Raw genomic sequence first — 21,753 nt, forward strand, 5'->3', positions numbered from 1 at the left:
GCGGGAACTTGTCGTCATCACCGCAGGTCCGCCTCATCGGCGCGGACCGCCCATTGTGCGAAGCGCTCGCCCTCGTCGCGGTTCTTGATGAAGTTGCGCACCAGCCGCTCGATGTAGTCGCCGAGTTCGGCGCTGGTCACCTTGTGCTGGCGCAACTTCCGGCCGAACGCGCTGTCGAAGCCGAGGCTGCCTCCGAGATGAACCTGGAAACCCTCCACCTGATTCCCGTTGCCGTCGTCCACCAGCTGACCCTTGAAGCCGATATCGGCGATCTGGGCGCGGGCGCACGAATTCGGGCAACCGTTGATATTGATGGTGATCGGCACGTCGAGTTGCGCATTGATATCGGCCAGCCGCTCCTCCAGTTCGGGGGCGAGCGCCTGCGACCGCTTGCGGGTTTCGACGAACGAAAGCTTGCAGAACTCGATACCGCTGCACGCCACCAGATTTCGCCGCCAGATCGATGGACGCGCCTGCAGCCCGAGCGGTTCCAGCTCGGCGATGAGCTCGTCGACCTTGTCGTCGGCGACGTCGAGCACGATCAACTTCTGGTACGGCGTGAACCGAATGCGGTCGGAGCCAACCTTTTCCACCGCGTCGGCGACCTTCTGCAGGATGGTGCCGGAGACGCGTCCGGCGATGGGCGAGAAGCCGACGGCGTTGAGGCCGTTCCTGAGCTTCTGCACGCCGACGTGATCGATCGGCCGGGTGGGCTGTTCCGGCGCGGGCCCGTCGATCAGCTTCCGCTTCAGGTACTCGTCCTCCAGCACCTGGCGGAATTTCTCGATGCCCCAATCCTTTACGAGGAACTTGAGCCGAGCCTTGGTGCGCAGGCGGCGGTATCCGTAGTCGCGGTAGAGCGCGACGACCGCTTCCCATACGTCCGGCACCTCGTCGAGCGGCACCCAGGCGCCCACCCGCTGGGCGAGCATCGGATTGGTCGAGAGGCCGCCGCCGACCCAAAGATCAAGCCCCGGACCGTGTTCCGGATGATTCACGCCGACGAATGCGACGTCGTTGATCTCGTGCACCACATCCTGCTGGCCGGAGATCGCGGTCTTGAACTTGCGCGGCAGATTGGAATATTCCTTCTTGCCGATGTAGCGGCGCACGATCTCGTCGATCGCGGGCGTCGGATCCAGCACCTCGCCGAGGGATTCACCGGCCAGCGGCGAGCCGAGCACGACGCGCGGGCAATCGCCGCACGCCTCGGTGGTTTTCAGCCCGACGGTCTCGATCCGCCGCCAGATCTCCGGTACGTTCTCGATCTCGATCCAGTGGTACTGGATATTCTCGCGATCGCTGAGATCGGCTGTGTCGCGGGCGAATTCGGTGGAGATCTGGCCGAGGACGCGCAGCTGTCCGACATCGAGCGCGCCGCCGTCGCAGCGGATGCGCATCATGAAGTACTTCGCCTCGAGCAGATCGATGTTCTCGTCGCCGGTCCAGCTGCCGTCGTAGCCCTGCTCGCGCTGGGTGTAGAGGCCCCACCAGCGGAAGCGGCCGCGCAGGTCGCCCTTGTCGATCGAGTCGAAGCCGTTCTTGGCGTAGATGTTCTCGATGCGGGACCGCACGTTGAGCGGGTTGTCGTCCTTCTTGGACTGCTCGTTCGGGTTGAGCGGTTCCCGGTAGCCGAGCGCCCACTGGCCTTCGGCCTTGCGGCGGACCGGCTTTCCGGTGCGTTCCCGGGGCGCGGTGCCCGCGGCGGGCTGGGGACGGTCCGGCCGGACGCGGCGCTCGGACGCGGGACGTTCCGGTTTCGTCCGCTGTCCCTGGGTTGGCTGATCGATGGGACCGGCGTCGGTGCTCGACGTCATGGGGTCGCTCCTGCTGGGGTCTGTGATACGTCCGTGCTGAGGGCGCGGCGGGCTGAGCCGCGCCTACGGTGTCAGCGGACCGATGCTGTGTCGATATCGAAGAATTGCCGGGTGAACCCGGAGACGGCGCGCTGAACTACCGCGAGGAACCGGGCAGACAAGAAGCGCTGCAAACGCGCTTGTAATCGACGTGGCGACGTGCCACCAGTCGTACCTCCGAAGCGCGCATGAGCCTTATTGTGCCACGTCAGCCGGGCGGTTCCGACCTCGGTCCGATATTTTCCGGATTCTTGAGGGAAATGCCCTGGACCGTAAGGGGTCGCTGTGACGGTAGTCATAGCGGCCGACCCCGTCGCGCAGCGATACGCGGCCCGATTCGGGCGATGTGAACCGGGATACGCATCATTTGCGAATCATCGGCATTCCGTCCGCACCGGTATCGAGTTCTTGATCACGTCAGGTGTTCCGGCCCGCGGTCGGGTCGGGCACGGGCGGCGGTCAAACTGGAACGGTGAATTCCGCAGTTCGCCAGGAGGCCGAGTCGACGACACCCGTACTGCACGATTTCGGGGGTGGGGCGTTCGGTGTGTACGTGCATGTGCCGTTCTGCGCGACGCGCTGCGGATACTGCGACTTCAACACCTACACCGCGGGCGAACTCGGCACCTCGGCCTCGCCGCGGTCGTGGCTGGAGGCGCTGAAAGGGGAGTTGGCGGCCGCGGCGGCCCGATTCGGCGCGCTACCGACGCCGACACCGCCGGTGGCGACGATCTTCGTCGGCGGCGGCACGCCATCGCTGCTCGGCGGCGCCGGCCTGGCCGAGGTGCTGGACGCGGTCCGCGCCAACTTCACCCTGGCGCCGGACGCGGAGGTGACCACCGAGTCGAATCCGGAGTCGACCGGGCCGGAATTCTTCGATCGACTGCGTGTCGCGGGATTCACCAGGATTTCGCTGGGTATGCAATCGGCCGCCGCGCACGTGCTGCGGGTGCTGGACCGCACGCATACGCCTGGCCGGGCGGTCGCGGCCGCGATGGAGGCGCGCGCGGCCGGATTCGAACACGTCAACCTCGATCTGATCTACGGGACGCCGGGCGAGCGCGACGCGGACCTGGACGCCAGCCTCGATGCCGTGCTCGGCGCGGGCGTCGATCACGTCTCCGCCTATTCGCTCATCGTCGAGGACGGTACGGCGCTGGCCCGGCGGGTGCGTCGCGGCGAACTCCCGGCGCCGGACGACGATGTGCTGGCCGCCCGCTACGAACGTATCGACGCCCGCCTCACCGCGGCCGGATTCGCCTGGTACGAGGTGTCCAATTGGGCCACGGGCGATTCCGCGCGCTGTCGGCACAATCTGGGTTACTGGGACGGCGGCGACTGGCTCGGCGCCGGGCCGGGTGCGCACAGCCACCTCGGCGGCGTGCGCTGGTGGAATGTGAAACACCCTGCGCGCTATGTGGATCGGGTCGCCGATGGCGGATTGCCCGCCGCGGGATGGGAGGCGCTCACCCCTGACGAGCGGCACAGCGAACGTGTGATGCTCGCGGTGCGCCTGCGCACCGGCCTACCGCTGCGGGAGCTCGATTCCGCCGAGATCGCGGCGGCGGAACGCGTTATCGCCGACGGTCTCGCCGTCCGGAACGGCGACCGTCTCGTCCTGACCGATCGCGGTCGGCTGCTGGCCGACAATGTGGTGCGGCAATTGCTCGTGCCGTAGGGCGCGGTTTTGATCGTGTTTGCCCGATTGCTGAAAAGGTGCTGGTGACGCCGCTTGCTGGCGGACGGAATTGTTCGTCGAGTTCCTGCTGCGGCACGCGGGCGGGGGAGATAGGCTGCGGGCAACCCGAAGGAGTCCCATGTCTCTCGACAGCCATCGTCGTCCTCCAGAGAGCCGGGATATCGGCAGTTCGGATATCAGCGTCTTACCCGCCGATATCGCCCCGCTTCACGAACCGGGTGAGTTCGCCGAGGCGCGGGCGGCCGAAAGAGCCGAATCCGCCAGGCAAAGCGCGATTGCCGCGCGCACCGTCGCAAGTCATGCCCATAATGCCGCGGACTGTATGTCGCTATTGGCGATGCTCGGTCTCGACGCCATGGCGGGCAAGCTCGCCGGCGGCGGGCGCATCTGACCTATCGAACCACCGCCGCGCACGATGCGATGCCGGGTCGTGCGGGTATTTACCGTTGCGTGTCAACAATTTTCGCCATGTGTGTCGCTATGTGAAGAAGTGATGCGTCACCGGCTGGGGTAACCCCTATGCGATTGTTCGGGACATATTGAGCAAAACCTCCCCAATCGTCGCAAAAGCAACGAAAAACGCTGTGCTGCTTCCGAATGCGGCGCGACGGAACTATTCTGAAGCACCATAAGCGGTACGCGATATCAGGTACCGCGAGCGGGGAAGCTCTCAGCGGCAAGGAGGTTCAAGGATGAACCTGATCCGCGCCGGGTGCGGCGCATTTGCGGCGGTAGCCGCTCGCTGAAAAACGTGGCCGGATCGAGTCGAACCCCTTGCGATTCGATCCGGCCGCTTTCAGCGCCGACCAGATGCCCGGCGTGCCGATATCGAGGGTGCGCTCCGTCCGGTGCTGGGCGTGATCATCGCCACGCAGGGACAGAGGAATTGGGGGTGCCACTTCGTCCGGTCGGCAGTGCAAGATTTGAAATATGACAGTTCAAAGATTCATGGCGAGTGGATTACTGTGCGCTGCTTCACTTTTGGCGGTAGCTCCGCTGGCCAACGCGGAGACCGGATCGTCTTCGATCAGCTCGCAGATCAATGTCGGCTGTCTGCTGCAATCGCTCTCGGGTGGTTCGAGGACCGCCGATTGCGGCGGCGCGCACATCCCCGTGAACGACACCGACCCCAATTTCCCTGAACTCGCCGTCCACTGACCTGCCGTGACCGGCCGCCTGGTCCGATGGCGGCCATCGGCGCGGAATCCTATTCGGGCGCCGGATCTTCCTGGCGAGGGCTCGGTGGGGACAAGCGGATGACGCCCGCGTCCAGATCGAGTTCGACGCGCGGACGGTGCTGCTCGCCGTTGCTGTCCTCACCGCTCTCGTCGGTCAGCTTCTTGCCGGGAAACAGTTCGCCTATGACACCCACATATTCACGATAACCAGGCATCGGGGTCCGAGGTAGCGTGGCCGCATGTCGGGAACTTTCGTAGAACGTGCCGGGCGGATCGTCGACGCGGTACTGCAATCCGATCCGCACGCCGCCTATTTCGCCGGTGATCATCGAGTGGACGATCAGCTGCCGGACTGGTCCCTCGCGGCCGTGCGCGACCAGACGGCCATGTTGCGGGAGGCATCGCACGCGCTGGCCGAGGTGGACGAACTGGAGCTCACACCCGAGGACAGGGTGGACCACGCCATGCTGCAGCACGAGGTGGACAGCAGACTGTTCATGCTCGAAGACGTGCGCGAGCACGAATGGAATCCGTTGGTGCACAACCCCGGTCCGCTGCTGTACGGCCTGCTGGCCCGGCCGTTCGCGCCGGCCGGTGAGCGGCTGGACAAGCTCGCCGCCCGGTTGGAGCTGGTGCCGGACGCGCTCGCCACCGCCCGGGTCGCGCTCGACGGCGACTGTCCGCGCGTCCATATCGAGACCGCGATCGCCCAGTTCGGCGGGGTGGCCGCGCTGATTCGCGACGAGGTCCCCGCGCTGGCCGCGCAGGTGCCCGGCGCGAACGTGACGAAGGTGTCCGATGCGGCGATCGCCGCGATCACCGAATTCGTCGCCTGGCTGACCAATCGGCTCGACGGCTCCACCACTCGCACGGCGCGGCTCGGGCGGCGGCAGTGGGATGCCAAGCTGTGGCACACCCTGGACACCGACCTGTCCGCGGCCGATCTGCTGGACCGCGCGGAGCGGCAGCTGGAGCAGACCATCGACGAAATCCGTTCCGTCGCGGGCGAATTGCTCGGTGTCGCGCGTCCGGATGACGACACCGTGCGCACCGCGCTCGACCGTGTCGCTGCCGAACACCCGGACGACGATACGGTCGTGGCGCGCGCCGTCGCCGCCCTCGCCGACGCGAAAGACTTTGTCGTGAAACATGATCTGGTGACGCCGGTGCACGACTCGCTGGTGGTGCAGCCGATGCCGGAATTCGCCAGGGGTGTCGCGGTGGCCTACTGCGATCCGGTCGGTCCGCTCGAAACGGCCGATATACCAACATTTTTCGCCATCTCGCCGACTCCGGCGGACTGGCCGGCCGAGCGGGTCGCATCGTTCTATCGCGAATACAACGACCATATGCTGCGCAATCTCACCGTGCACGAGGCCATGCCCGGCCACTATCTGCAACTGGCCCATGCCCGGCGGTTCCGCGGTTCGACCCCGGCGCGGGCGCTGTGCTGGAGCGGCACCTTCGTCGAGGGCTGGGCGGTGTACACCGAAGAGCTGATGGCGCGGTACGGATTCGGCGGTCTGCGGGTGCGCCTGCAGCAATTGAAGATGCGGCTGCGGATGACCATCAACGCCATCCTGGACCAGCGGGTGCACTGCGAGGGTATGACCGAGGCCGAGGCGATGGACCTGATGCTGCGCCGCGGCTTCCAGGAGGAGGGCGAGGCGGCGGGCAAGTGGCGGCGGACGCTGCTCAGCTCCACTCAGCTGTCGACGTATTTCGTTGGCTATACCGAGGTTTCGGCGATCGCCGCGGCGCGGCCCGCAGGCACCACCGAGCGGGCGTGGCACGATGCGATGCTGGCGCACGGTTCGCCCGCGCCGAGGCATCTGCGGACCCTGCTCGGCATCGATTGACGCTCGGGATTCGACTATCCGATCTGAAAGGTTAAGCGGCTCAGGCGCGTTCACCGAGCTCGAGTGCGATCGCCCGGGTGAGAACCGCCCGGGCGCGGTCGAGCGTCGTCGAGCCGCTGTGCCAGCGTTCGCTGAGCCCCTCCACCAGCGCGGTGAGATGTTCGGCGACGGCGGCCGGATCCACGTCCGCGGTTACGGCGCCTGACGATTGTGCTTGGCGCACCAGGCTTTCCACATCGTCGTTCCATCGGCGCGTTGTGCTTTCTAACTGTTCGCGCAGGTCCGGTTGGAAGACCGCGGTGGCCCGCAATTCGCCCCAGGCGACGCTGTTTTCGCGCACATCGGCATCGTCCTGCAGTTCGAGCAGCAGCATCTGTTCGAGCCGGTCGCGGGGGTCGCCGGTGCCGGCCGTGGTGTAGCGCTCGGCGCGCTGGTTGATGTGACCGAGCGCCGCTCGCAGGATGCCCGCGCGATCCTTGAAGTGGTAATAGATCAGCGCGGTGGACACCCCGGCCGCGGCGGCAAGTTTCTCGATGCGCAGCCCGCGCACGCCGTCCTGGGCGATGACGCGGACCGCGGCCTCCAGGATCTGCGTCTGCCGGTCCTGCGTTTGGGTTGGTGTCTCTCGCACGGCACTCCACTCTATGGGCGGTCAGGCGGGTTCCTGCTGGGTGGTGCAGTGGATGCCGCCGCCGCCCGCCGCGATGCCGTCGATATTGATCTGTACCACCTCCCGGCCGGGGAAAAGGCGCTCCAGTGTCGCCTTGGTCGCCGGATCGGTGTCCGGATCGCCGAATTCGGGGGCGATCACCGCGCCGCCGCACACGTAGAAGTTGATATATCCGGCGGCGAAATCCTTGTGGGCGAAGGCTTCTCGCACGGTCGACGGACCGGGCAGCACCTCGACCCGCAGCGGCCGTCCCCGTGCGTCGGTGGCCGTGCGCAGGATGTCGAGGTGGCGGCGGGTGATGTCGTAATCGAAGGAATCCGGATCGTTTTCGAGTCCGGCGACCACGACGCCGGGTTCGGTGAAGCGGGCGTAGAAGTCGGTGTGCCCGTCGGTGATGTCCTCGCCCGCGATGCCGGGCAGCCAGATCACCTTCTCGATGCCGAGCAGCCTGCGGAGTTCGGCCTCGACGTCGGGTTTCTTCCAGCCGGGGTTGCGGTTGTTGTTGAGCACACAGCTCTCGGTGATGAGCGCGGTGCCCGCACCGTCGACCCCGAGGCCGCCGCCCTCCAAGACCAGGTCGGTGTGGCGCACCTGCGCGCCCGCGCGGTCGGCGATGAATCCGGCGAGCTTCGCGTCGTGGCCGTGCTGCTGCTTATTACCCCAACCGTTGAAGTTGAAATCCACTGCGGCCCTGGCGGATCCGTCGCGCACGAAGACCGGGCCGGTATCGCGCAGCCACAGGTCGTCGAGTTCGGCGGCGACGAGTTCGATATTCGCTGCGCCGATCATATTGCGCGCCATATCCATTTCCGCGGGCCGCACCAGCAGCGACACCGGTTCGAACCGGGAGATCGTCTGCGCGACGGTGATCAGATCGCGGCGCACCCGCGGCAGCAGCTTCGCACCCCAGATCCGTTCGCTGGCGCCGAACGCCATCCAGGTGCGCTTGTGCGGCTGTCCCTCGTCGGGCATCAGCCATGGCCGCCCGTCGTCCTTGCCGCTTGCGCCGGTGCCGCATGCGGACAGCAGCAAACCGCTCAGCGCGGTCGCGCCGGTACCGATGAATCGACGCCTACGCATCGCGATACTTCCTTGTCCTGTATGAATTCGCTCATCTACGTGATCGCCCGCACAAAGGGCCGGTGCGATAACCAACTATCGGCGATCATCTGGCAATCGATGAGAGTAGTGCTGACTAAAAATTTAGTCAAGATCGCTGACGCGGACGTCTATAAACGGCCCGCAGGCGCTTCAGCGGGGTAGTTGTGCCGAATCTGTCCGGTTCGTACGCTGGCTCGCGATAACCGCCACCGCTACCACCGTGGTCAGGACGCCGGTGGTGATCATGGTGATCGGCTTGTCCAGGTCAGGGGTATATGCCTCGGTGACGTTCAACATGGCATGCAGCAGGATCGCCGCACTCACTCCGTGCCCGGTGTTGTTGTGCAGCCAAACGATGAGCACCCGGGCGGCGACGGTGCCGAGGAACCAGCCCGCGATCCACTGGGCCGGATGCCCGGCCTGCAGCAGCGGAATCAGATGCCACAGCGCCCAATACGCGCCGAGCCCGATTCCGGTGGCGGCCGGACCGAAGCGCCGCTGCAGCGGATCGGTCGCATACGCGGTCCAGCCCAGTTCTTCGCAGGTGGCCGCCAGCAGATACATCACGAGTATCGCGGGCGCCGCCGTCGGCGACAGCGGCAGCGCCGCATCCACCTGCCCGGACCAGCGCAGTGGCAGATACGACAGCACGGCGATCGCCGGAATCAGCAGTGCGGCAACCACATACCAGCGCGGCCGGGCCGCGGGCCGATCGACAGCGCGGCGCAACAATCCGGCGGTGGCGGCACCACCGCCGTCGCGCCAGGTGAGTGCCGCCGCGACCGCGACGGGCAGCACGAACATGACGGCGCTGCTCGGCAGTCGCATCGCGCCTATCGACAGTCCGCCGGTGACCGCCCCGAGGACGAAGAACGGAATCGACAGTGCCGCGAGCAGACTCAGGAACAGTACCGGGCGGGCTCGCGAATCCACGACGCTCACGATACAAAGATCGCCACGCGATCGTCGCCGGGTTTTCGGGCGGCGCAGCGGTACTGAACCCGCACAACAAGATTGGTACGGCCGGATGGTGTCGGTGCGGGATGGCATCATCCGCGGTGTGTTCACGGTCGATGACGTTCGCCGGGTGGCGAAGATCCTGCCCCGCTCATATGAGGTGATCGTGCACGACCGGATCAAGTTCCGGGTCGGCCGGATCGTCTATCTCGCGTTCTCCCGGGACGAGACCGTGCTGGGTTTCGCCTTCCCGAAGGCGGAGCGGGCCGCGCTGGTGGCCGCCGAGCCGGACAAGTTCCAGCTGCCGTGGCCGTCGGATCTGCGCTACAACTGGGTCGAATGTTCGATGGCCGCGCTGGACGAGGCGGAGATGCGCGAGCTGGTGGTGGACGCGTGGCGGATGGTTGTGCCGAAGTTTCTACACGACCATCCGAGCACACATATTTGATGCCATCGCCGTGGGCCGAAAACTGAACGGCCCTGGTCGATTTCGTGTTCGGCGGCCGGGTTCGGGGGAGTTCACGGCACCCGGAATGCTCGACGGTAGGCCCCGGGGGTCGTCCCGACCTGGGCGCGGAATCGCCGACGCAGATTGACCGCCGAGGCGAGCCCGACCCGCGCCGCGATCGCCTCGACCGGCAGATCCGTCTCCTCCAGGAGCGTGCGCGCCTCGGCGATCCGGCGCGACAGCAGCCACGCGCCGGGGGCGGTACCGAGTTGGTCGGCGAAGCGCCGGGCCAGCGTGCGTGGCGAGACGTTGAGGTGTGCGGCCATATCGCACACCGACAACGGTGTTCCCAGGCGTGCGCCCGCCCATTCGAGCAGACCGTCCAGCGCCTCCTCGGGCGGTGCGGGCGGCGCGTACTGCGCCTGGCCGCCGTCGCGGTGCGGTGGCATCACCATATGCCGCGCGACGAGGGCGGCATGTGCGGCGCCGTGATCGCGCCGGACGAGATGCAGGCACAGGTCGATACCCGCGCCCGCCCCGGCGCTGGTGGCGACGTCGCCGTGGTCGATGTAGAGCCGGTCCGGTTCCACCAGCACCTCGGGGAACTCCCGCCGCAGCTGTTCGGCGCGCGCCCAGTGCGTGGTGGCCGAGCGGCCGTCCAGTAATCCCGTGCGCGCCAGTGCGAACACTCCGGTGCAGATGGTCACCAGTCGCGCACCGCGCGCGTGTGCCCGCAGCAGTGCCCGGCGCACGGCGGCGGGAAGTGGCGCTTCAACCGGTGTCCAGCCTGGAATGAGCACGGTATCCGCAGTGTCGAGCGCCGAAAGACCGCGGGCGACGGCGATCGAGTATCCGGCCGATGTCGGCACCGGCCCCGGCTTCTCGGCGCACACCTCGAATTCGTAGTGCTGGGCGATACCTGGCCGCACCATCCCGAAAACCTCTGTGGCACAGCCGAGCTCGAAGGTCGACTGGACCGGGCGGACCAGGGCCACCACACGATGCATGGCAAGAAAGTACCCTATGGTGTCTTTGTTGACACTTTCCGCCACGGCTCGCCTGCGGCACGGTTGGGGGCATGCATCCTGAGATCTTGACCCAAGAGGGCTACACCTCCATCTCCCTCGACGAGGCGCCTGTCCGCGAGCTCTTCCCCGGAATCCGGACCCGTCACCTGTGGAAAGGCGCGAACGGCGCGCACGCCAACGTGCTGGAGATGGATCCCGGCACGTCCTGGCCGCGCCGCGACGTGCACGAGCCGGGTCCGGAGGAGGTCTTCGTGGTGTCGGGCACCTTCAACGACGGCGCGCGCGACTACCCGGCGGGTACCTTCCTGCACGCCCCGGCCGGATCGTGGCATGTGCCCGCCTCCGCCACCGGCTGCACGTTGTTCGTCTTCTACCCGGAGGGTTAGGCCGCGCGTTCGTTCCGGTCGTGCGCGGGTGTTCGGGCCGGAATGCCCGCGATGCCGGTCAGCGGTTGTCCGGCGAACCGGGCGACGACGTATTCCGTTGCGCTGCTTGATGAATCGATCGGTATCGCACGCACCGTCCCCGCGAGATCGGTGACGTAGGCGAGGTCGGTGTCGACCGCGACGCCGATGGCCTCACCGAAGCCGCGGGCCAGAATCTCCGGCGGGTCGCCGCGTTCGTCCTTGTGGGGGATCGGTGCGCGGTTGAGGGTGTTCCCGAACGGTTCTGCGCCGCGGTCGGTCCAATAGATCATTCCGGCCGGGTCGAGGTGCAGATCGATGGGTTCGGGCAGTGCGTCCCAGAGGATTTCGATATCCGAGCGGGTCGCGGCGGTTTCACCGGCCGGGATCTCCAGTCCGGCGCGCAGGATCCGGCCGCGCCCGCCGTCGGCGGGACCCTTCTGCGTCCAGTAGAGCTGACCGTTGACGGAATCTATTGCGATACCGACACATTCGGACATGCGGTGGTCGGTGCGCGGGTTGACGACGAGGTCGGTGCGGCCCGAGCCGTCGGTATTCACCCGGCTCACCTTGCAGCCCTCGCGATCCGACCAGTAGAGGCGCTGCGTCGCGAAATCGGCGGTGAGCTGTTTCCCGGTGGTGAGCCCGCCGTCCGGTACCACGTGACGGTAATCGGATCCGTCGAGCCGGGCCGACCGCACCGAACCGTCCCGACGGGTGAAATCGCGGTCGTTGCCCGGCACCCGGCGCGGTGTTCCCATGGTGGTCCAATAGATCCGGTCGGTGCTCGGATCGTAGGCGACGCCGTCCGGATGCGGGCCGGTATCGGCGATGACCGTGTGAACGGTATTGTCCGCCAGGTCGATTCGTTCGATGGTGTGCGCATTGATGCGGAGCACCAGCAGCGCTCGGAACATTCCGGCCTCCTTCCATGCGGCTATACCACCGTAGGGTGCGCCCGCAGAGTCCCATCCGGCGCCTCCACGGTCCAGCTCGCCGCATTGTCGTCGCCAATACAACCCCGGTATCGGCCCCTCCGCGTTGCCAGGCGACGAGCTGGACCGCTGATGCGGCCAGCCGGGCCGCGAGGACAGGCCCTGGCCCCGCGATATCCGGCCGCCGACAGCGGTTTTCGCGATTGCACCGGTCGGCTGGGAGGGGAAGCATGGCGGGGGAGCACAACCTACCGGCATCACATCTGGCGTCCGGGCCGTCGCTCGGACGGGATCTGGAGGAATGTTATGACGAGTGCTGCCGCACGGATTCCAGGCCCGGACACCGACAGTTTCGCCGATATCGCCGAAGCGGGTGGCCTGCACAACTATCAGCTGAAGCTGCACGCCGAATACGGTCCGGTGGCACGCTTCCGGCTGCCCGGCGCGGATACCGCGGTCTCGGTGGCCGATCCGGTGCTGCTCGAGTCAGCGGCGAAGATCGATAAGCGGCCGGAGAAGTTGTTCGAATTCCTTGCGCCGCTACAAGAATCGGATAACTTGCAGACGATCGACGCCGCCCGGCACACGCCGTGGCGGCGGGCGCTGCTCTCGGTGCTGGCCGGACGTCCCTCGCACGAGGCGCATTTCGGCGAATTCGTCGCGCTGGCCGGTGATCTGGCCGACCGTTGGGCGGCCGCCGACGGACCGATCGCCCTGCAACATGACCTGAGCGCATTGTCACTGCGGCTGATCTGCGCGTATGCGCTGGGCAGCGATTCGGCCGAACCGGACCGGATCGTGGCGGCGTTCCACGATGTGTTGAGCGAATACCTGACCCGGCTGTATCAGCCGGACGCGCCGTCGAATCCGGAACGGGCACAGGCCGCGCTGGCCTATCTGCGTCACTGCGTGGACGAGGTGCTCGCGGCGAACCGCGGCGGCAGCGATCTCATCGCCGCCCTGGCCGCGGCGGGTCAGCCGCCCGCGCGGATCCGCGACTCGGTGCTGATGACAATGCTTGCGGCGCACCACACCACCGGTGTCGCGGTGTCCTGGACCCTCTATCTGCTTGCGCGGCATCCGGATATCACCGACCGGGTGGCCGCCGAACTCGCCGAAGTGCTCGGCGACCGTCCTGCCCCCGACTACGCCGACCTGAGGCAGCTGACCTATCTCGGCATGGTGCTGAAGGAGTCGATGCGGCTATATCCCCCAGGGCCTTACGGCGCCCGCGAGACCACCGAAGAACTCCGGCTCGGCGAATATCTGCTGCCCGCGGGCACGACGATCTTCTGCCCGATCTGGGCCATCCACCTGAACCCCGAATATTGGCCCGCACCGGAGGTTTTCGATCCGGAGCGGTTCACTCCGGCGCGCAGCGCCGAACGCCCGCGCCTGGCCTACCTTCCATTCGGCTTCGGCCCGCGCAGCTGCGAGGGCGCGGCGCTGGCCCAGCTGGAGGCCGAGCTGATGCTCGCGATCCTGTTGCGGCGCTTCCACTTCGAGCTCGTCGCCGATCATCCGGTGGTGCCGATCGAACGATTCGTGCTGTGGGCCGCCGACGATATCCTCATGCGCGTCACATCGCGCTAGCGCGATGCTTGACCTCGAGTGTTGTTCAGGTCTTAGCCTCACGGTGAATTCCTGATCGAACGCTGTGGAGGTCTGAATGCCAGTCGTGTACCGAATCGACAAGTTCGTCGTTCCCGCGCCGGCGCGGGACGAGTTCTGGGCCAATGTGCGGCGAACCCACTCCGTGCTGCGGGATCAGCCGGGGTTCTTGGCGGACACCCTGCTGGAACAGCGTTCCGGGTCTGGCCGGTTCAATGCGGTCACGATCGTCAAGTGGTCATCGGAGGACGACCTTGCCGCAGCCAAGTCGGCCGTCGATCGATCCCATGAGGCGGCGCAATTCCAGCCGGTCGAGTTCTTCGAACGCGTTGGCATCGAAGCGGATCTGGCGAACTACGTCGATATCGACGCCGAGGGCTGAGCGCCTAGTTCGACGGTTTCGTCCAGACGATCGAGTACCGCGGCAGGAGGTGCTGCCGGAATCGCGCGCCCGGCAACACTCGCTCGGTGAGCTTGCGCATCGTTCGGTAGGTGTCGGGCGGCGGCCACACGATCGGCGACGGATGCCGCCACTGCTTCTTGGGCACCACATGCCAGGCATACGCCAGCACCGTCGCAGGCATGCGGGGCAGGTCGGCGGGAAATTCGTTGCGGGCGAAGCCGATCACCGCCGCCGTACCGCCCGGCCGCAGCAACTCCTTGATCCGGTTCAGCCCGCGCTCGGGATCCATATGGTGCAGCGTCGCCACCGAGACGATCCCGTCGAACGATTCCGGTTCGAACGGATGGGCCAGGAAATCCGCTCGCAGGTAATCGATTTCGCCACCGGGCGACTGCGCCTTCGCCAGCTCGATACTCGCCGCGTCGAGATCGATTCCGGTCACCGCATCGGCTTCGCGCCGCAGCCGTCGCGCCAGCATCCCCTCCCCGCAACCGATATCGAGCACATCGGCCGCGCCGGATACCGCCCGCACCACCAAATCGTGGAAGTGGATGTTGATATTCCACCGTCGCGCGTCGGGAACCTCCATGTGCCGATCTTGGCACGCCTGCCGACCAGCCGCCTGCCTGTGCCCGCATCGGACCGGCATAGTCCACATACCCTGGCAGGATATGGTGCATGAGTTTCACCGGAGACGATGTCCGCGCCTTCGCTTTGTCGTTGCGCGAGGCAGCGGAGGAGTTCGCCTGGGGCATGCCGATCTTCCGGGTGACGAAGAAACTGTTCCTGACCCTGCCGGAGGCCGAGTCGTCGATGGCGGTGCGCTGCCCCATCATCGACCGCGACGAACTGGTGGTCGCGGAACCGGACAAATTCTGGATCGCCGCGCACGAGTCGGGCAACGCCTGGGTCCGGGTCCGGCTGGCGGCGCTCGACGACCGCGCCGAACTGGAAGCCATAGTCCTCGACTCCTGGCGGCAGGCCGCACCCCGCCACCTACTCGACGGATGAAACGTCAGCCCGGCAGCTCGGTCTCCGGGTACAGCACCGCGACATTGTCGGCCGACGGAACAAGCACGCCGTCGGCCGACTCGCCCAATATCACCTCGAGTTTCCGGTCCCGCCAGTGGAAACTGATACGCGGACACCAGAATCCGGGCGGATACGGCTCGTAGTGCAGTCGGATATCGGTGAACGGCACGCCGAGCGGCCAAATCTCGCCGCCGCGCCAAACGGTGATATCGGCATCCGCCTGAACACCGCTGCCCAGCATGGGAATCCGGCGTAGCCCGATGCCCTCGCGGTCGCCCAGCGGATCCCAGGTGAGCGAGTAGATCAGCCCGGAATCGGTCTCGAGCTCCAACCCGTAGTCGAGGCTGTCGAAACCGTCGCAGCGCCACAGCGGTTCCGGGCCTTCTACGAAAATCGGCCCCGCGCCGACCAATTCGGGGCTGCGCTCCTCGCGGTCGTAGTCGCACAGGTAGTACCGGACGGCCGTGAGCCGGGCACCGATCAGCGGCTCGATGTGGCGGCGGCGCTCCGCCACATCGTCCAGGGTGCGGGCCCACGACCACTGCCTGGGTTCCGGTCGCGAAGTGTTCACCGGATATTCCTACCCGGCGTTGTCCGAATTGTCGTGGCGTGACCGGTTTTACGGTGTGGCGAAACCGATCAGCGCACCGATGCCCGCACCGATCGGGATGGTGACCAGCGCGCCGACGCCGCCGAGGAAGAAGCCGATCACCGCGCCGATGCCGGCGCCGATCAGTGCGCCGATGCCCGCGTTGTACTGCTTGCGCGCGAGCGTGTCGGAGGCCTCGTCGATGGCCTGCGCGGTCTGGGCCGCATCGGATTGCGGTGTGAGGGTGAGGGTTCGGCCTTCGTTGCCGATCAGCGGGGCGAGCCCGACGGTGCCGCCCGCGGTCCGCAGATCGAGCGGAAGGGTTGCCACGGTGGCGCCTTCGGCGTTGGTGAGCGTCACCGCGCCGGGGGTCAGTGCGAAATGCCCTGCCTCGACGGTGGCGGTGACGCCCAGATGGTCGGCTGTCGGTGCGGCGGTGAAGGTGACGCCGTGATCGACACCCCGCACGCCTGGCGCGGGCTGTGCTTGTACGGCGCCCGCGGTGACGCCGGTGGCGCCGATCGCTAGCAGGGCAGTGGCGGCGAACTTGTTGGCTCTCATGGCTTTCCCCACATTCCGTCGACCGCCAGGGTCGACACTTCCCCTTGCGGGCCGGATTTCGGCCATCCCTATTTTCGCGCGGCAACCACTGTCGAAGTGCGGCTTTTCGATCGCTGCCCAAAACTCGGCTGTCGTATCCCCCGGACGGGATACACACCGACCGTGGATCAGTGCGACGTGTACCGGATCAGCGGCAGACCTGAGCGAGGGCGGGCCCCCGCCGTGGTCAGCGCCTCGGATTCGCGACCTGGTCCGGGATCGCCGGATCCGGTGTCACGGTCCGGCCGTCGGCGCCGAGGTCGAAGCTGATGACGACCGGACCACCGGATGGGCAGCAGTTCGCGTCATTGCCCTGGAGCCACCGGTATTGCACCTGCACACTGCGTTCGGTCGAACCGACCACCTTCGTATACGACGTCGCCTTCGCCGTGGCGGTGCCGAGATATCCGTTGTGGTTGAAGAACAGCACGTGCCATGGTGAGCTCGCGGTCCCGTGCGGCGTCCCGACGAGCACCCAGAGCAGCTTCGGGCACGATCCGATGGGTGCGTCGAGCGCACTGTCCACGTAGTACGAATCGCCGCCCACCGACGGGCCGAGCGACTTGACCGCCCTGCCCACCACGGCGGAATTCACGTCGACGCAGCGGCCTTTACCGCTGGTGGCCGGTGCGTCGCTGTTCGCGGGCTGGCCACCCGACTGCGGCTGGTCGGTGTTACCCGTCTGTGGCTGATCGGTATTGCCCGGTTGTGTCGGCGCCGGGCCGGGTGCCTGCGTGATGGTTTGCCCAGGATGGGTCGTTCCGGTCGCCGACGTACTCGAATCGCTCTGGCATCCCCCGACCGCTGCGGTCACCGCGATGGCGGCGATGAACGCACCGATGATCTTCTTCACTTGACCTCCCGTTGAATTGTCATTTGATAAATCGGTAATGGGACATTTCGGTTACGACCCCAGTTCTGGGGCTGCGGCGAGACACGTTGGCGCGCAACGGATGCTTCGTTGTCACAAAACACGAAGGTTCCCGGTTCACCCCTCCGATCCGAATTTTCAGACCAGGAGGTTTCTCGTGACGCACCGCATCGTCGTGCTCGGGGCCGGATACGCCGGACTCAACGCCGCGGCCCGCGCCGCCCGCCTGCTGCGCGGCCGCGACATCCGGTTGACGCTGATCAACCGGACCGACCGTTTCGTGGAGCGGATCAGGCTGCATCAGCTCGCGGCCGGGCAGGAACTGCCGGACCGCCCGCTGCGGCGGCTGCTCGCCGGTACCGCGGTCGAACTCACGGTGGCGACCGTAACCGGCATTGATCTCGAAAACCGCATCGTGCGAACGGATTCCGCTCCGGTCGGCTACGACACGCTGATCTACGCACTGGGCAGCGACGCCGATCTGGACGCGGTCCCCGGTGTGCGCGAGCACGCGTACTCGGTGGCCGAGCGAACCCAGGCGCTCCGGTTGCGCGAAAAACTGTGCGGGCTCGACGGTTCGGTCGTGGTGGTCGGTGGCGGGCTGACCGGTATCGAGGCCGCGACCGAGATCGCGCAGGCGTATCCGCGGCTGCGGGTCGAACTGGTTTCGAGTGCTCCGGTGGGCGGATGGCTCTCCGAACGTGCACAGCGTCATCTTCGAAAGTCGTTCGCGGATAAGGGAATATCGGTAATGGAAGAAGTATGCGTCGCCAAGGTAGGGCCGGACGGGTTGGTGACCGAGGATGGGCGGACCGTCCCCGCCGACCTGATCGTGTGGGCCGCCGGATTCCAGGTGCCCGAGCTGGCCCGCGCGGCCGGACTGGCCACCGATGCGCGCGGCCGGTTGCTCGTGGACGATCGCCTGCGGTCGATCTCACATCCGGAGGTGTACGGCGTCGGCGACGCGGCCGGTGACGGGGTGCGCATGTCATGCCAGACCGGTATGCAGATGGGTCCGTACGTCGCACAGGAGATCGCCAGGGCGCTTCGCGGACGTAAGTCGAAACCGATTGTGCTGCGCTATTTTTGGCAGAACATCAGCCTGGGCCGTGGGGACGGCGTCACCCAGTTCACCCGGTTCGACGACAGCCCGACCGGTCTCGTGCTCACCGGCCGCGCCTCGGCGTGGTTCAAGGAGTTGATCTCGCGCGGCGCGATGTGGGCGGTCCGGCGCTGAGCGCGCGCGGATGGCAGGCTGCGGGCATGGAGACGTTGGCGATCTTCCAGGAGCAGCGCGGCAGACTGTTCGGGCTGGCTTATCGCCTGCTGGGTGACGCAGCGGAGGCCGAGGACGTCGTGCAGGACGCCTACCTCAAATGGGAGGCGCGCGCCGCAGCCGACGTCCCGGTGCGCACCGCGTCCGCCTGGCTCACCAAGGCGGTGACGAACCTGTGCCTGAACCGGCTCACCGCCGCCCGCACCACCCGCGAACAATATCTCGGCCCGTGGCTGCCGACCCCGGTCCGCACCGCCGACCTCGGCCCGCTGGAAACCGTGGAGCAGCGCGAAACCGTAACGCTGGCAATGCTTTTGCTACTCGAACGGCTCACGCCGCCGGAGCGTGCGGTATTCGTGTTGCGCGCCGCGTTCGAATACCGGTATCGCGAGATCGCCGATCTGCTCGACCGCGAAGAGGCCGACGTGCGTCAGCTCTATCACCGCGCGAACGCACATATCGCCCAGCACCGCAGGCGTTTTCCGGTCGATCCGGATCGGCACGCGGAGATCGTCGGCCGTTTCTTCGCGGCGGCCGGGCGCGGCGCGGTCGGCGAATTGGCCGCGGCGCTGGCCGATGAGGTCACCGCATGGGCCGACGGTGGCGGTCGAATAGCGGTGGCCCGTCGTCCGATTCACGGCCGCGCCGCCGTCGCCCGCTACTTCGCCGCGTTCGGATCGAATCCGCGCGCTGCGGGCATCGAACTCGTGCCCGCCTCCGTCAACGGGGTCCCCGCGATGCTGGCGCTACAGGACGGGGCGTTGCGTGCCGCGCTGGTCGTCGAGCCGGATGGTGAGCTGATCACCGGTATCTATTCGATCGTGAACCCGGACAAGCTCACTCACATGTTCAGCGGCCGGGCAGATCCGGCCACGGGGGACGGCGCAGCACCGCGACGGCAGCAATGATCGCGGGCAGTAGCCCGCCGACTATCGCGACCAGGGCGAGGCGGTGACTGTCGGCCGCGGGCACCCACCTGGTCTTGCCCTCCCGGATGACGAATATCCCGGCGGGCCGCGCCGCGGGACGGAACAGTCCGCCGGGTCGGGCGACGGTGATGATCGTGGTGCCGTCGTCGGTCTCGTACGGTTCGCCATAGACCAGCGAGGTGTCGATCGCCTTGTCCGACAATCGGATTCGCCGCAACCCAGCCGTCACTCTTCGCCCTCGTCTCGTCGCCGGATCAGCCGATGATGCCCTAGCTTAACGGCTTCACCCACCGCGACCATTCGGATTGCGGTGCATACCCGTTCGCCTTCCACGCGCTGTGCGCCAGCGTATTGTCGTCGAGAACCATTGCGTCGGCCCGTATTCCGCCCATCTCGCGAAACCGCTGTTCGGCGGCCTGCACCAGCAGCCGTCCGATCCCGGTGCGGCGGCGATGCGGCGCGACGGCCAACCGGTAGATGTGGCAGCGCCATCCGTCCCAGCCCGCGATCACGGTGCCGACTATGCCGGAATCGTCGCAGGCCAGTACCAGCGCCGCCGGATCGCGCCGGAGCAGTGCGCCGAGCGCGGCGGCGCTGTCGGCGGGCCGGTGCGCGTCCTCGGCCGCGGTCCGCCAGAAGCCGAGTACGGCAGGGATATCGGCTTCGGTGGCCGATCGCAATATGGTCACCGCACGAGCCTACGGGTGCCTGTTCACATCGACGGCAGGCAGAACATCGGCTGCACCACAACGTTGTTGGCCGGGTCCGCGTCGGGGGTGCCGCTGCGGACCGAGGCGGCGAGCAGTTCGAGGGTGCGAGCCTGCCCGACGGGATAGTTGACGATATCGCCCGGCTCGATCGCCGCGGCGAAGCGAGAACCCGTCGGCCCGAACGGCGACCAATAATCCACGGTGACATTTTCGGCCGTCGCCGATCCGATGTTCCGGACGATGACGCTCAGTGGCGGCGGCATGCCGGGTAGGGCGCCGCCGCAGGCGGTGTACACCTCCAGATCCGGTTGTCCCGCGGCGTGTGCGGGTGCGGCGAAGGCCAGCGCAGCCGAAAGTCCGGCCAGCGCCACGGCGAATCCACGCATGTCAATCCTCGTTTCGCACCACCCGCAGCAGCGGTGGCGGTGCCGGGAGGCCGAAGTAGCGGGCCATCGCCTCGGTGATCGCGGCGTGATCGGACTCGTCGGCGGGACGGGGTGGGATCTCGACCTGATACGAAGCGGATGTGGCGGGCTGTTCGGCGAGGGGAGCGAGCGCCTGGCGCAGGGCATCGTTCACGATGCGGGTCTTGGATCGGCCTGCTTTGCTGGCGGTGCTTTCGATGAGCTGCGCGACGTCGTAATCGAGCTTCACGGTCAATCGCATCTGCCAATGATGCGGCGGGTGCCCTGGCATAGCCAGCGATTCGGCGACTGGTTACTTAATTCACAAACTACCGTGTAGTCATGACGGCCTTGGAATATCGGCATCTGCTCTTCGACCGGGACGGCGACACCATCCGGATCACCATGAACCGCCCGGAGCGGCGCAACGCGCTGTCGGCGGAACACCTCGGCGAACTGCTCGCGGCATTCCGGGCGGCGGGGGAGACCGATGCGACGGGGATCGTGCTCGGCGCGGTGGGCCCGGTGTTCTCGGCCGGGCACGATTTCGCGGATGTGGCGACCCGAGATCTGCTCGGCGTGCGCGAGTTGCTCACGGTGTGCACCGATCTGATGAGCACCATGCGATCGGTGCCGCAGGTGGTGCTCGCCCGGGTGCACGGTTTGGCGACGGCGGCGGGCTGCCAGCTGGTGGCGTCGTGCGATCTTGCGGTGGCGGCGGAATCGGCGGGCTTCGCACTGCCAGGCGGCAAAGGCGGCTGGTTCTGTCACACGCCGGCGGTGCCGGTGGCCCGCTCGATCGGGCGAAAACGGTTGCTGGAGTTGGCATTGACCGGTGATGTCATCGACGCCGCGACGGCCGCGGACTGGGGCCTGATCAACCGCGCGGTGCCCGACGCCGACCTCGACGCCGCGGTCACCGAACTGCTCGCCCGCGCGACTCGGGGCAGCCGGGCCAGTAAGGCGCTCGGCAAGCGCACCATCTACGCCCAACTCGACCGCCCCGAAAACGACGCTTACACAATCGCTTTGGAAGTGATGGCCGCCGCATCGCAACTGCCCGGCGCCCGCGAGGGCATGGCCGCGTTCCTGGAAAAACGCAAACCGGCCTGGCCCGACTAGTCCGGCGCGCATGTCGGTGTCCGGAAGCCTTCCGCGCAGCAGGTATTCGGCCGCCGCGGCGGTGGCGCAGC

Annotated in this window: 28 protein-coding genes; 12 read left to right on the top strand and 16 right to left on the bottom strand. The window is 67.0% G+C overall.

Going from position 1 to position 21,753, the window contains the following annotated elements:
* Nucleotides 1–17: 17 nt before the first annotated feature.
* Both LGY53_RS13980 and LGY53_RS44395 read right to left on the bottom strand, forming a co-directional pair.
* Nucleotides 18–1,817 (bottom strand): nitrite/sulfite reductase, encoded by a 1,800-nt coding sequence (locus tag LGY53_RS13980; protein WP_225727096.1) that lies wholly within the window; start codon nt 1,815–1,817, stop codon nt 18–20.
* Between the two features lie 136 nt (nt 1,818–1,953).
* A complete protein-coding gene (locus tag LGY53_RS44395) occupies nt 1,954–2,046 on the bottom strand; it encodes an Ms4527A family Cys-rich leader peptide (protein ID WP_374111177.1) in 93 nt (30 codons plus the stop codon).
* 327 nt (nt 2,047–2,373) lie between these two features.
* Between LGY53_RS44395 and hemW the strand changes: the two genes are divergently transcribed.
* From hemW to LGY53_RS13995, 3 genes are all read left to right on the top strand, one after another.
* On the top strand, nt 2,374–3,534 hold the full coding sequence (gene hemW / locus LGY53_RS13985; protein WP_225727225.1) for a radical SAM family heme chaperone HemW: 1,161 nt from the start codon (nt 2,374–2,376) through the stop codon (nt 3,532–3,534).
* A 139-nt stretch (nt 3,535–3,673) separates the two neighbouring features.
* On the top strand, nt 3,674–3,946 hold the full coding sequence (locus tag LGY53_RS13990; protein ID WP_225727097.1) for a hypothetical protein: 273 nt from the start codon (nt 3,674–3,676) through the stop codon (nt 3,944–3,946).
* Nucleotides 3,947–4,485: 539 nt separating this feature from the next.
* On the top strand, nt 4,486–4,713 hold the full coding sequence (locus LGY53_RS13995) for a hypothetical protein (protein ID WP_225727098.1): 228 nt from the start codon (nt 4,486–4,488) through the stop codon (nt 4,711–4,713).
* 49 nt (nt 4,714–4,762) lie between these two features.
* On the opposite strand, the gene LGY53_RS14000 is transcribed toward LGY53_RS13995, so the two are convergent.
* Nucleotides 4,763–4,927, bottom strand: coding sequence for a hypothetical protein (locus tag LGY53_RS14000; protein ID WP_225727099.1), 165 nt, complete (start codon nt 4,925–4,927; stop codon nt 4,763–4,765).
* A 45-nt stretch (nt 4,928–4,972) separates the two neighbouring features.
* On the opposite strand from LGY53_RS14000, the gene LGY53_RS14005 reads away from it, so the two are divergent.
* Nucleotides 4,973–6,592 carry a DUF885 domain-containing protein gene (locus LGY53_RS14005; protein ID WP_225727100.1) on the top strand — a complete coding sequence of 540 codons (1,620 nt, stop codon included), beginning with the start codon at nt 4,973–4,975 and terminating at the stop codon, nt 6,590–6,592.
* A gap of 40 nt (nt 6,593–6,632) precedes the next feature.
* Here LGY53_RS14005 and LGY53_RS14010 read toward each other — a convergent pair whose 3' ends face one another.
* From LGY53_RS14010 to LGY53_RS14020, 3 genes are all read right to left on the bottom strand, one after another.
* Nucleotides 6,633–7,223, bottom strand: a complete 591-nt coding sequence (locus LGY53_RS14010) for a TetR/AcrR family transcriptional regulator (RefSeq protein ID WP_225727101.1) — start codon at nt 7,221–7,223, stop codon at nt 6,633–6,635.
* 21 nt (nt 7,224–7,244) lie between these two features.
* Entirely contained in the window at nt 7,245–8,342 is a 1,098-nt protein-coding gene (locus LGY53_RS14015; protein ID WP_225727102.1) for an agmatine/peptidylarginine deiminase, read from the bottom strand.
* 171 nt (nt 8,343–8,513) lie between these two features.
* A complete protein-coding gene (locus LGY53_RS14020; protein ID WP_225727103.1) occupies nt 8,514–9,296 on the bottom strand; it encodes a CPBP family intramembrane glutamic endopeptidase in 783 nt (260 codons plus the stop codon).
* 127 nt (nt 9,297–9,423) lie between these two features.
* Here LGY53_RS14020 and LGY53_RS14025 point away from each other — a divergent pair, with 127 nt between their 5' ends.
* Entirely contained in the window at nt 9,424–9,768 is a 345-nt protein-coding gene (locus tag LGY53_RS14025; RefSeq protein ID WP_225727104.1) for an MmcQ/YjbR family DNA-binding protein, read from the top strand.
* 71 nt (nt 9,769–9,839) lie between these two features.
* Here LGY53_RS14025 and LGY53_RS14030 read toward each other — a convergent pair whose 3' ends face one another.
* The gene (locus tag LGY53_RS14030) at nt 9,840–10,775 is read right to left on the bottom strand and encodes a GlxA family transcriptional regulator (RefSeq protein WP_225727105.1); all 936 of its coding nucleotides are present in this window, start codon (nt 10,773–10,775) and stop codon (nt 9,840–9,842) included.
* Between the two features lie 71 nt (nt 10,776–10,846).
* Here LGY53_RS14030 and LGY53_RS14035 point away from each other — a divergent pair, with 71 nt between their 5' ends.
* Nucleotides 10,847–11,182 carry a cupin domain-containing protein gene (locus tag LGY53_RS14035; protein WP_225727106.1) on the top strand — a complete coding sequence of 112 codons (336 nt, stop codon included), beginning with the start codon at nt 10,847–10,849 and terminating at the stop codon, nt 11,180–11,182.
* On the opposite strand, the gene LGY53_RS14040 is transcribed toward LGY53_RS14035, so the two are convergent.
* Nucleotides 11,179–12,117 (bottom strand): hypothetical protein, encoded by a 939-nt coding sequence (locus tag LGY53_RS14040; RefSeq protein WP_225727107.1) that lies wholly within the window; start codon nt 12,115–12,117, stop codon nt 11,179–11,181. The genes LGY53_RS14035 and LGY53_RS14040 overlap by 4 nt on opposite strands.
* Before the next feature lie 324 nt (nt 12,118–12,441).
* On the opposite strand from LGY53_RS14040, the gene LGY53_RS14045 reads away from it, so the two are divergent.
* Nucleotides 12,442–13,728, top strand: a complete 1,287-nt coding sequence (locus tag LGY53_RS14045; RefSeq protein ID WP_225727108.1) for a cytochrome P450 — start codon at nt 12,442–12,444, stop codon at nt 13,726–13,728.
* A gap of 76 nt (nt 13,729–13,804) precedes the next feature.
* Nucleotides 13,805–14,128, top strand: coding sequence for an antibiotic biosynthesis monooxygenase (locus LGY53_RS14050; RefSeq protein WP_225727109.1), 324 nt, complete (start codon nt 13,805–13,807; stop codon nt 14,126–14,128).
* 4 nt (nt 14,129–14,132) lie between these two features.
* Here the strand turns inward: LGY53_RS14050 and LGY53_RS14055 are convergent, their stop codons facing one another.
* Nucleotides 14,133–14,738 carry a bifunctional 2-polyprenyl-6-hydroxyphenol methylase/3-demethylubiquinol 3-O-methyltransferase UbiG gene (locus LGY53_RS14055; protein ID WP_225727110.1) on the bottom strand — a complete coding sequence of 202 codons (606 nt, stop codon included), beginning with the start codon at nt 14,736–14,738 and terminating at the stop codon, nt 14,133–14,135.
* An 89-nt stretch (nt 14,739–14,827) separates the two neighbouring features.
* Between LGY53_RS14055 and LGY53_RS14060 the strand changes: the two genes are divergently transcribed.
* Complete coding sequence (locus LGY53_RS14060) at nt 14,828–15,160, top strand: MmcQ/YjbR family DNA-binding protein (protein ID WP_225727111.1); 333 nt, start codon at nt 14,828–14,830, stop codon at nt 15,158–15,160.
* A 4-nt stretch (nt 15,161–15,164) separates the two neighbouring features.
* Here LGY53_RS14060 and LGY53_RS14065 read toward each other — a convergent pair whose 3' ends face one another.
* The 3 genes from LGY53_RS14065 to LGY53_RS44130 form a co-directional block, all read right to left on the bottom strand.
* Nucleotides 15,165–15,752 (bottom strand): hypothetical protein, encoded by a 588-nt coding sequence (locus tag LGY53_RS14065; protein ID WP_225727112.1) that lies wholly within the window; start codon nt 15,750–15,752, stop codon nt 15,165–15,167.
* A 48-nt stretch (nt 15,753–15,800) separates the two neighbouring features.
* Nucleotides 15,801–16,331: a hypothetical protein gene (locus LGY53_RS14070; RefSeq protein ID WP_225727113.1), complete on the bottom strand. Its 531-nt coding sequence runs from the start codon at nt 16,329–16,331 to the stop codon at nt 15,801–15,803.
* Between the two features lie 226 nt (nt 16,332–16,557).
* Nucleotides 16,558–17,223 (bottom strand): LppP/LprE family lipoprotein, encoded by a 666-nt coding sequence (locus tag LGY53_RS44130; protein ID WP_225727114.1) that lies wholly within the window; start codon nt 17,221–17,223, stop codon nt 16,558–16,560.
* A 175-nt stretch (nt 17,224–17,398) separates the two neighbouring features.
* On the opposite strand from LGY53_RS44130, the gene LGY53_RS14080 reads away from it, so the two are divergent.
* A complete protein-coding gene (locus LGY53_RS14080; RefSeq protein ID WP_225727115.1) occupies nt 17,399–18,478 on the top strand; it encodes an FAD-dependent oxidoreductase in 1,080 nt (359 codons plus the stop codon).
* A 26-nt stretch (nt 18,479–18,504) separates the two neighbouring features.
* Nucleotides 18,505–19,425, top strand: a complete 921-nt coding sequence (sigJ, locus tag LGY53_RS14085) for an RNA polymerase sigma factor SigJ (RefSeq protein ID WP_225727116.1) — start codon at nt 18,505–18,507, stop codon at nt 19,423–19,425.
* Here the strand turns inward: sigJ and LGY53_RS14090 are convergent.
* The 4 genes from LGY53_RS14090 to LGY53_RS14105 are packed head-to-tail and all read right to left on the bottom strand — an operon-like array spanning nt 19,367 to nt 20,822.
* A complete protein-coding gene (locus LGY53_RS14090; RefSeq protein WP_225727117.1) occupies nt 19,367–19,675 on the bottom strand; it encodes a hypothetical protein in 309 nt (102 codons plus the stop codon). The two genes, sigJ and LGY53_RS14090, sit on opposite strands and share 59 nt — an antisense overlap.
* Before the next feature lie 40 nt (nt 19,676–19,715).
* Nucleotides 19,716–20,135, bottom strand: a complete 420-nt coding sequence (locus LGY53_RS14095) for a GNAT family N-acetyltransferase (RefSeq protein ID WP_225727118.1) — start codon at nt 20,133–20,135, stop codon at nt 19,716–19,718.
* A gap of 23 nt (nt 20,136–20,158) precedes the next feature.
* Nucleotides 20,159–20,542: a DUF11 domain-containing protein gene (locus LGY53_RS14100; protein ID WP_225727119.1), complete on the bottom strand. Its 384-nt coding sequence runs from the start codon at nt 20,540–20,542 to the stop codon at nt 20,159–20,161.
* 1 nt (nt 20,543) lies between these two features.
* On the bottom strand, nt 20,544–20,822 hold the full coding sequence (locus LGY53_RS14105) for a CopG family transcriptional regulator (RefSeq protein ID WP_225727120.1): 279 nt from the start codon (nt 20,820–20,822) through the stop codon (nt 20,544–20,546).
* An 80-nt stretch (nt 20,823–20,902) separates the two neighbouring features.
* On the opposite strand from LGY53_RS14105, the gene LGY53_RS14110 reads away from it, so the two are divergent.
* Nucleotides 20,903–21,682, top strand: coding sequence for an enoyl-CoA hydratase-related protein (locus tag LGY53_RS14110; RefSeq protein ID WP_225727121.1), 780 nt, complete (start codon nt 20,903–20,905; stop codon nt 21,680–21,682).
* The last annotated feature ends 71 nt before the right edge of the window (nt 21,683–21,753 follow it).

Origin of the sequence: Nocardia sp. JCM 34519.1 (assembly GCF_020361265.1) — a bacterium.
Classification (GTDB): Bacteria; Actinomycetota; Actinomycetes; order Mycobacteriales; family Mycobacteriaceae; genus Nocardia; species Nocardia arthritidis_A.

Coding starts and splice junctions, on each gene's coding strand:
- LGY53_RS14100 (WP_225727119.1), bottom strand. CDS start 20,542: ATGCGTGGATTCGCCGTGGCGCTGGCCGGACTTTCGGCTGCGCTGGCC.
- LGY53_RS14030 (WP_225727105.1), bottom strand. CDS start 10,775: ATGCATCGTGTGGTGGCCCTGGTCCGCCCGGTCCAGTCGACCTTCGAG.
- LGY53_RS13980 (WP_225727096.1), bottom strand. CDS start 1,817: ATGACGTCGAGCACCGACGCCGGTCCCATCGATCAGCCAACCCAGGGA.
- LGY53_RS13990 (WP_225727097.1), top strand. CDS start 3,674: ATGTCTCTCGACAGCCATCGTCGTCCTCCAGAGAGCCGGGATATCGGC.
- LGY53_RS14110 (WP_225727121.1), top strand. CDS start 20,903: ATGACGGCCTTGGAATATCGGCATCTGCTCTTCGACCGGGACGGCGAC.
- LGY53_RS44395 (WP_374111177.1), bottom strand. CDS start 2,046: ATGCGCGCTTCGGAGGTACGACTGGTGGCACGTCGCCACGTCGATTAC.
- LGY53_RS14105 (WP_225727120.1), bottom strand. CDS start 20,822: ATGCGATTGACCGTGAAGCTCGATTACGACGTCGCGCAGCTCATCGAA.
- LGY53_RS14035 (WP_225727106.1), top strand. CDS start 10,847: ATGCATCCTGAGATCTTGACCCAAGAGGGCTACACCTCCATCTCCCTC.
- LGY53_RS14070 (WP_225727113.1), bottom strand. CDS start 16,331: ATGAGAGCCAACAAGTTCGCCGCCACTGCCCTGCTAGCGATCGGCGCC.
- LGY53_RS14015 (WP_225727102.1), bottom strand. CDS start 8,342: ATGCGTAGGCGTCGATTCATCGGTACCGGCGCGACCGCGCTGAGCGGT.
- LGY53_RS14060 (WP_225727111.1), top strand. CDS start 14,828: ATGAGTTTCACCGGAGACGATGTCCGCGCCTTCGCTTTGTCGTTGCGC.
- sigJ (WP_225727116.1), top strand. CDS start 18,505: ATGGAGACGTTGGCGATCTTCCAGGAGCAGCGCGGCAGACTGTTCGGG.
- LGY53_RS14050 (WP_225727109.1), top strand. CDS start 13,805: ATGCCAGTCGTGTACCGAATCGACAAGTTCGTCGTTCCCGCGCCGGCG.
- LGY53_RS14055 (WP_225727110.1), bottom strand. CDS start 14,738: ATGGAGGTTCCCGACGCGCGACGGTGGAATATCAACATCCACTTCCAC.
- LGY53_RS14040 (WP_225727107.1), bottom strand. CDS start 12,117: ATGTTCCGAGCGCTGCTGGTGCTCCGCATCAATGCGCACACCATCGAA.
- LGY53_RS13995 (WP_225727098.1), top strand. CDS start 4,486: ATGACAGTTCAAAGATTCATGGCGAGTGGATTACTGTGCGCTGCTTCA.
- LGY53_RS14005 (WP_225727100.1), top strand. CDS start 4,973: ATGTCGGGAACTTTCGTAGAACGTGCCGGGCGGATCGTCGACGCGGTA.
- LGY53_RS14045 (WP_225727108.1), top strand. CDS start 12,442: ATGACGAGTGCTGCCGCACGGATTCCAGGCCCGGACACCGACAGTTTC.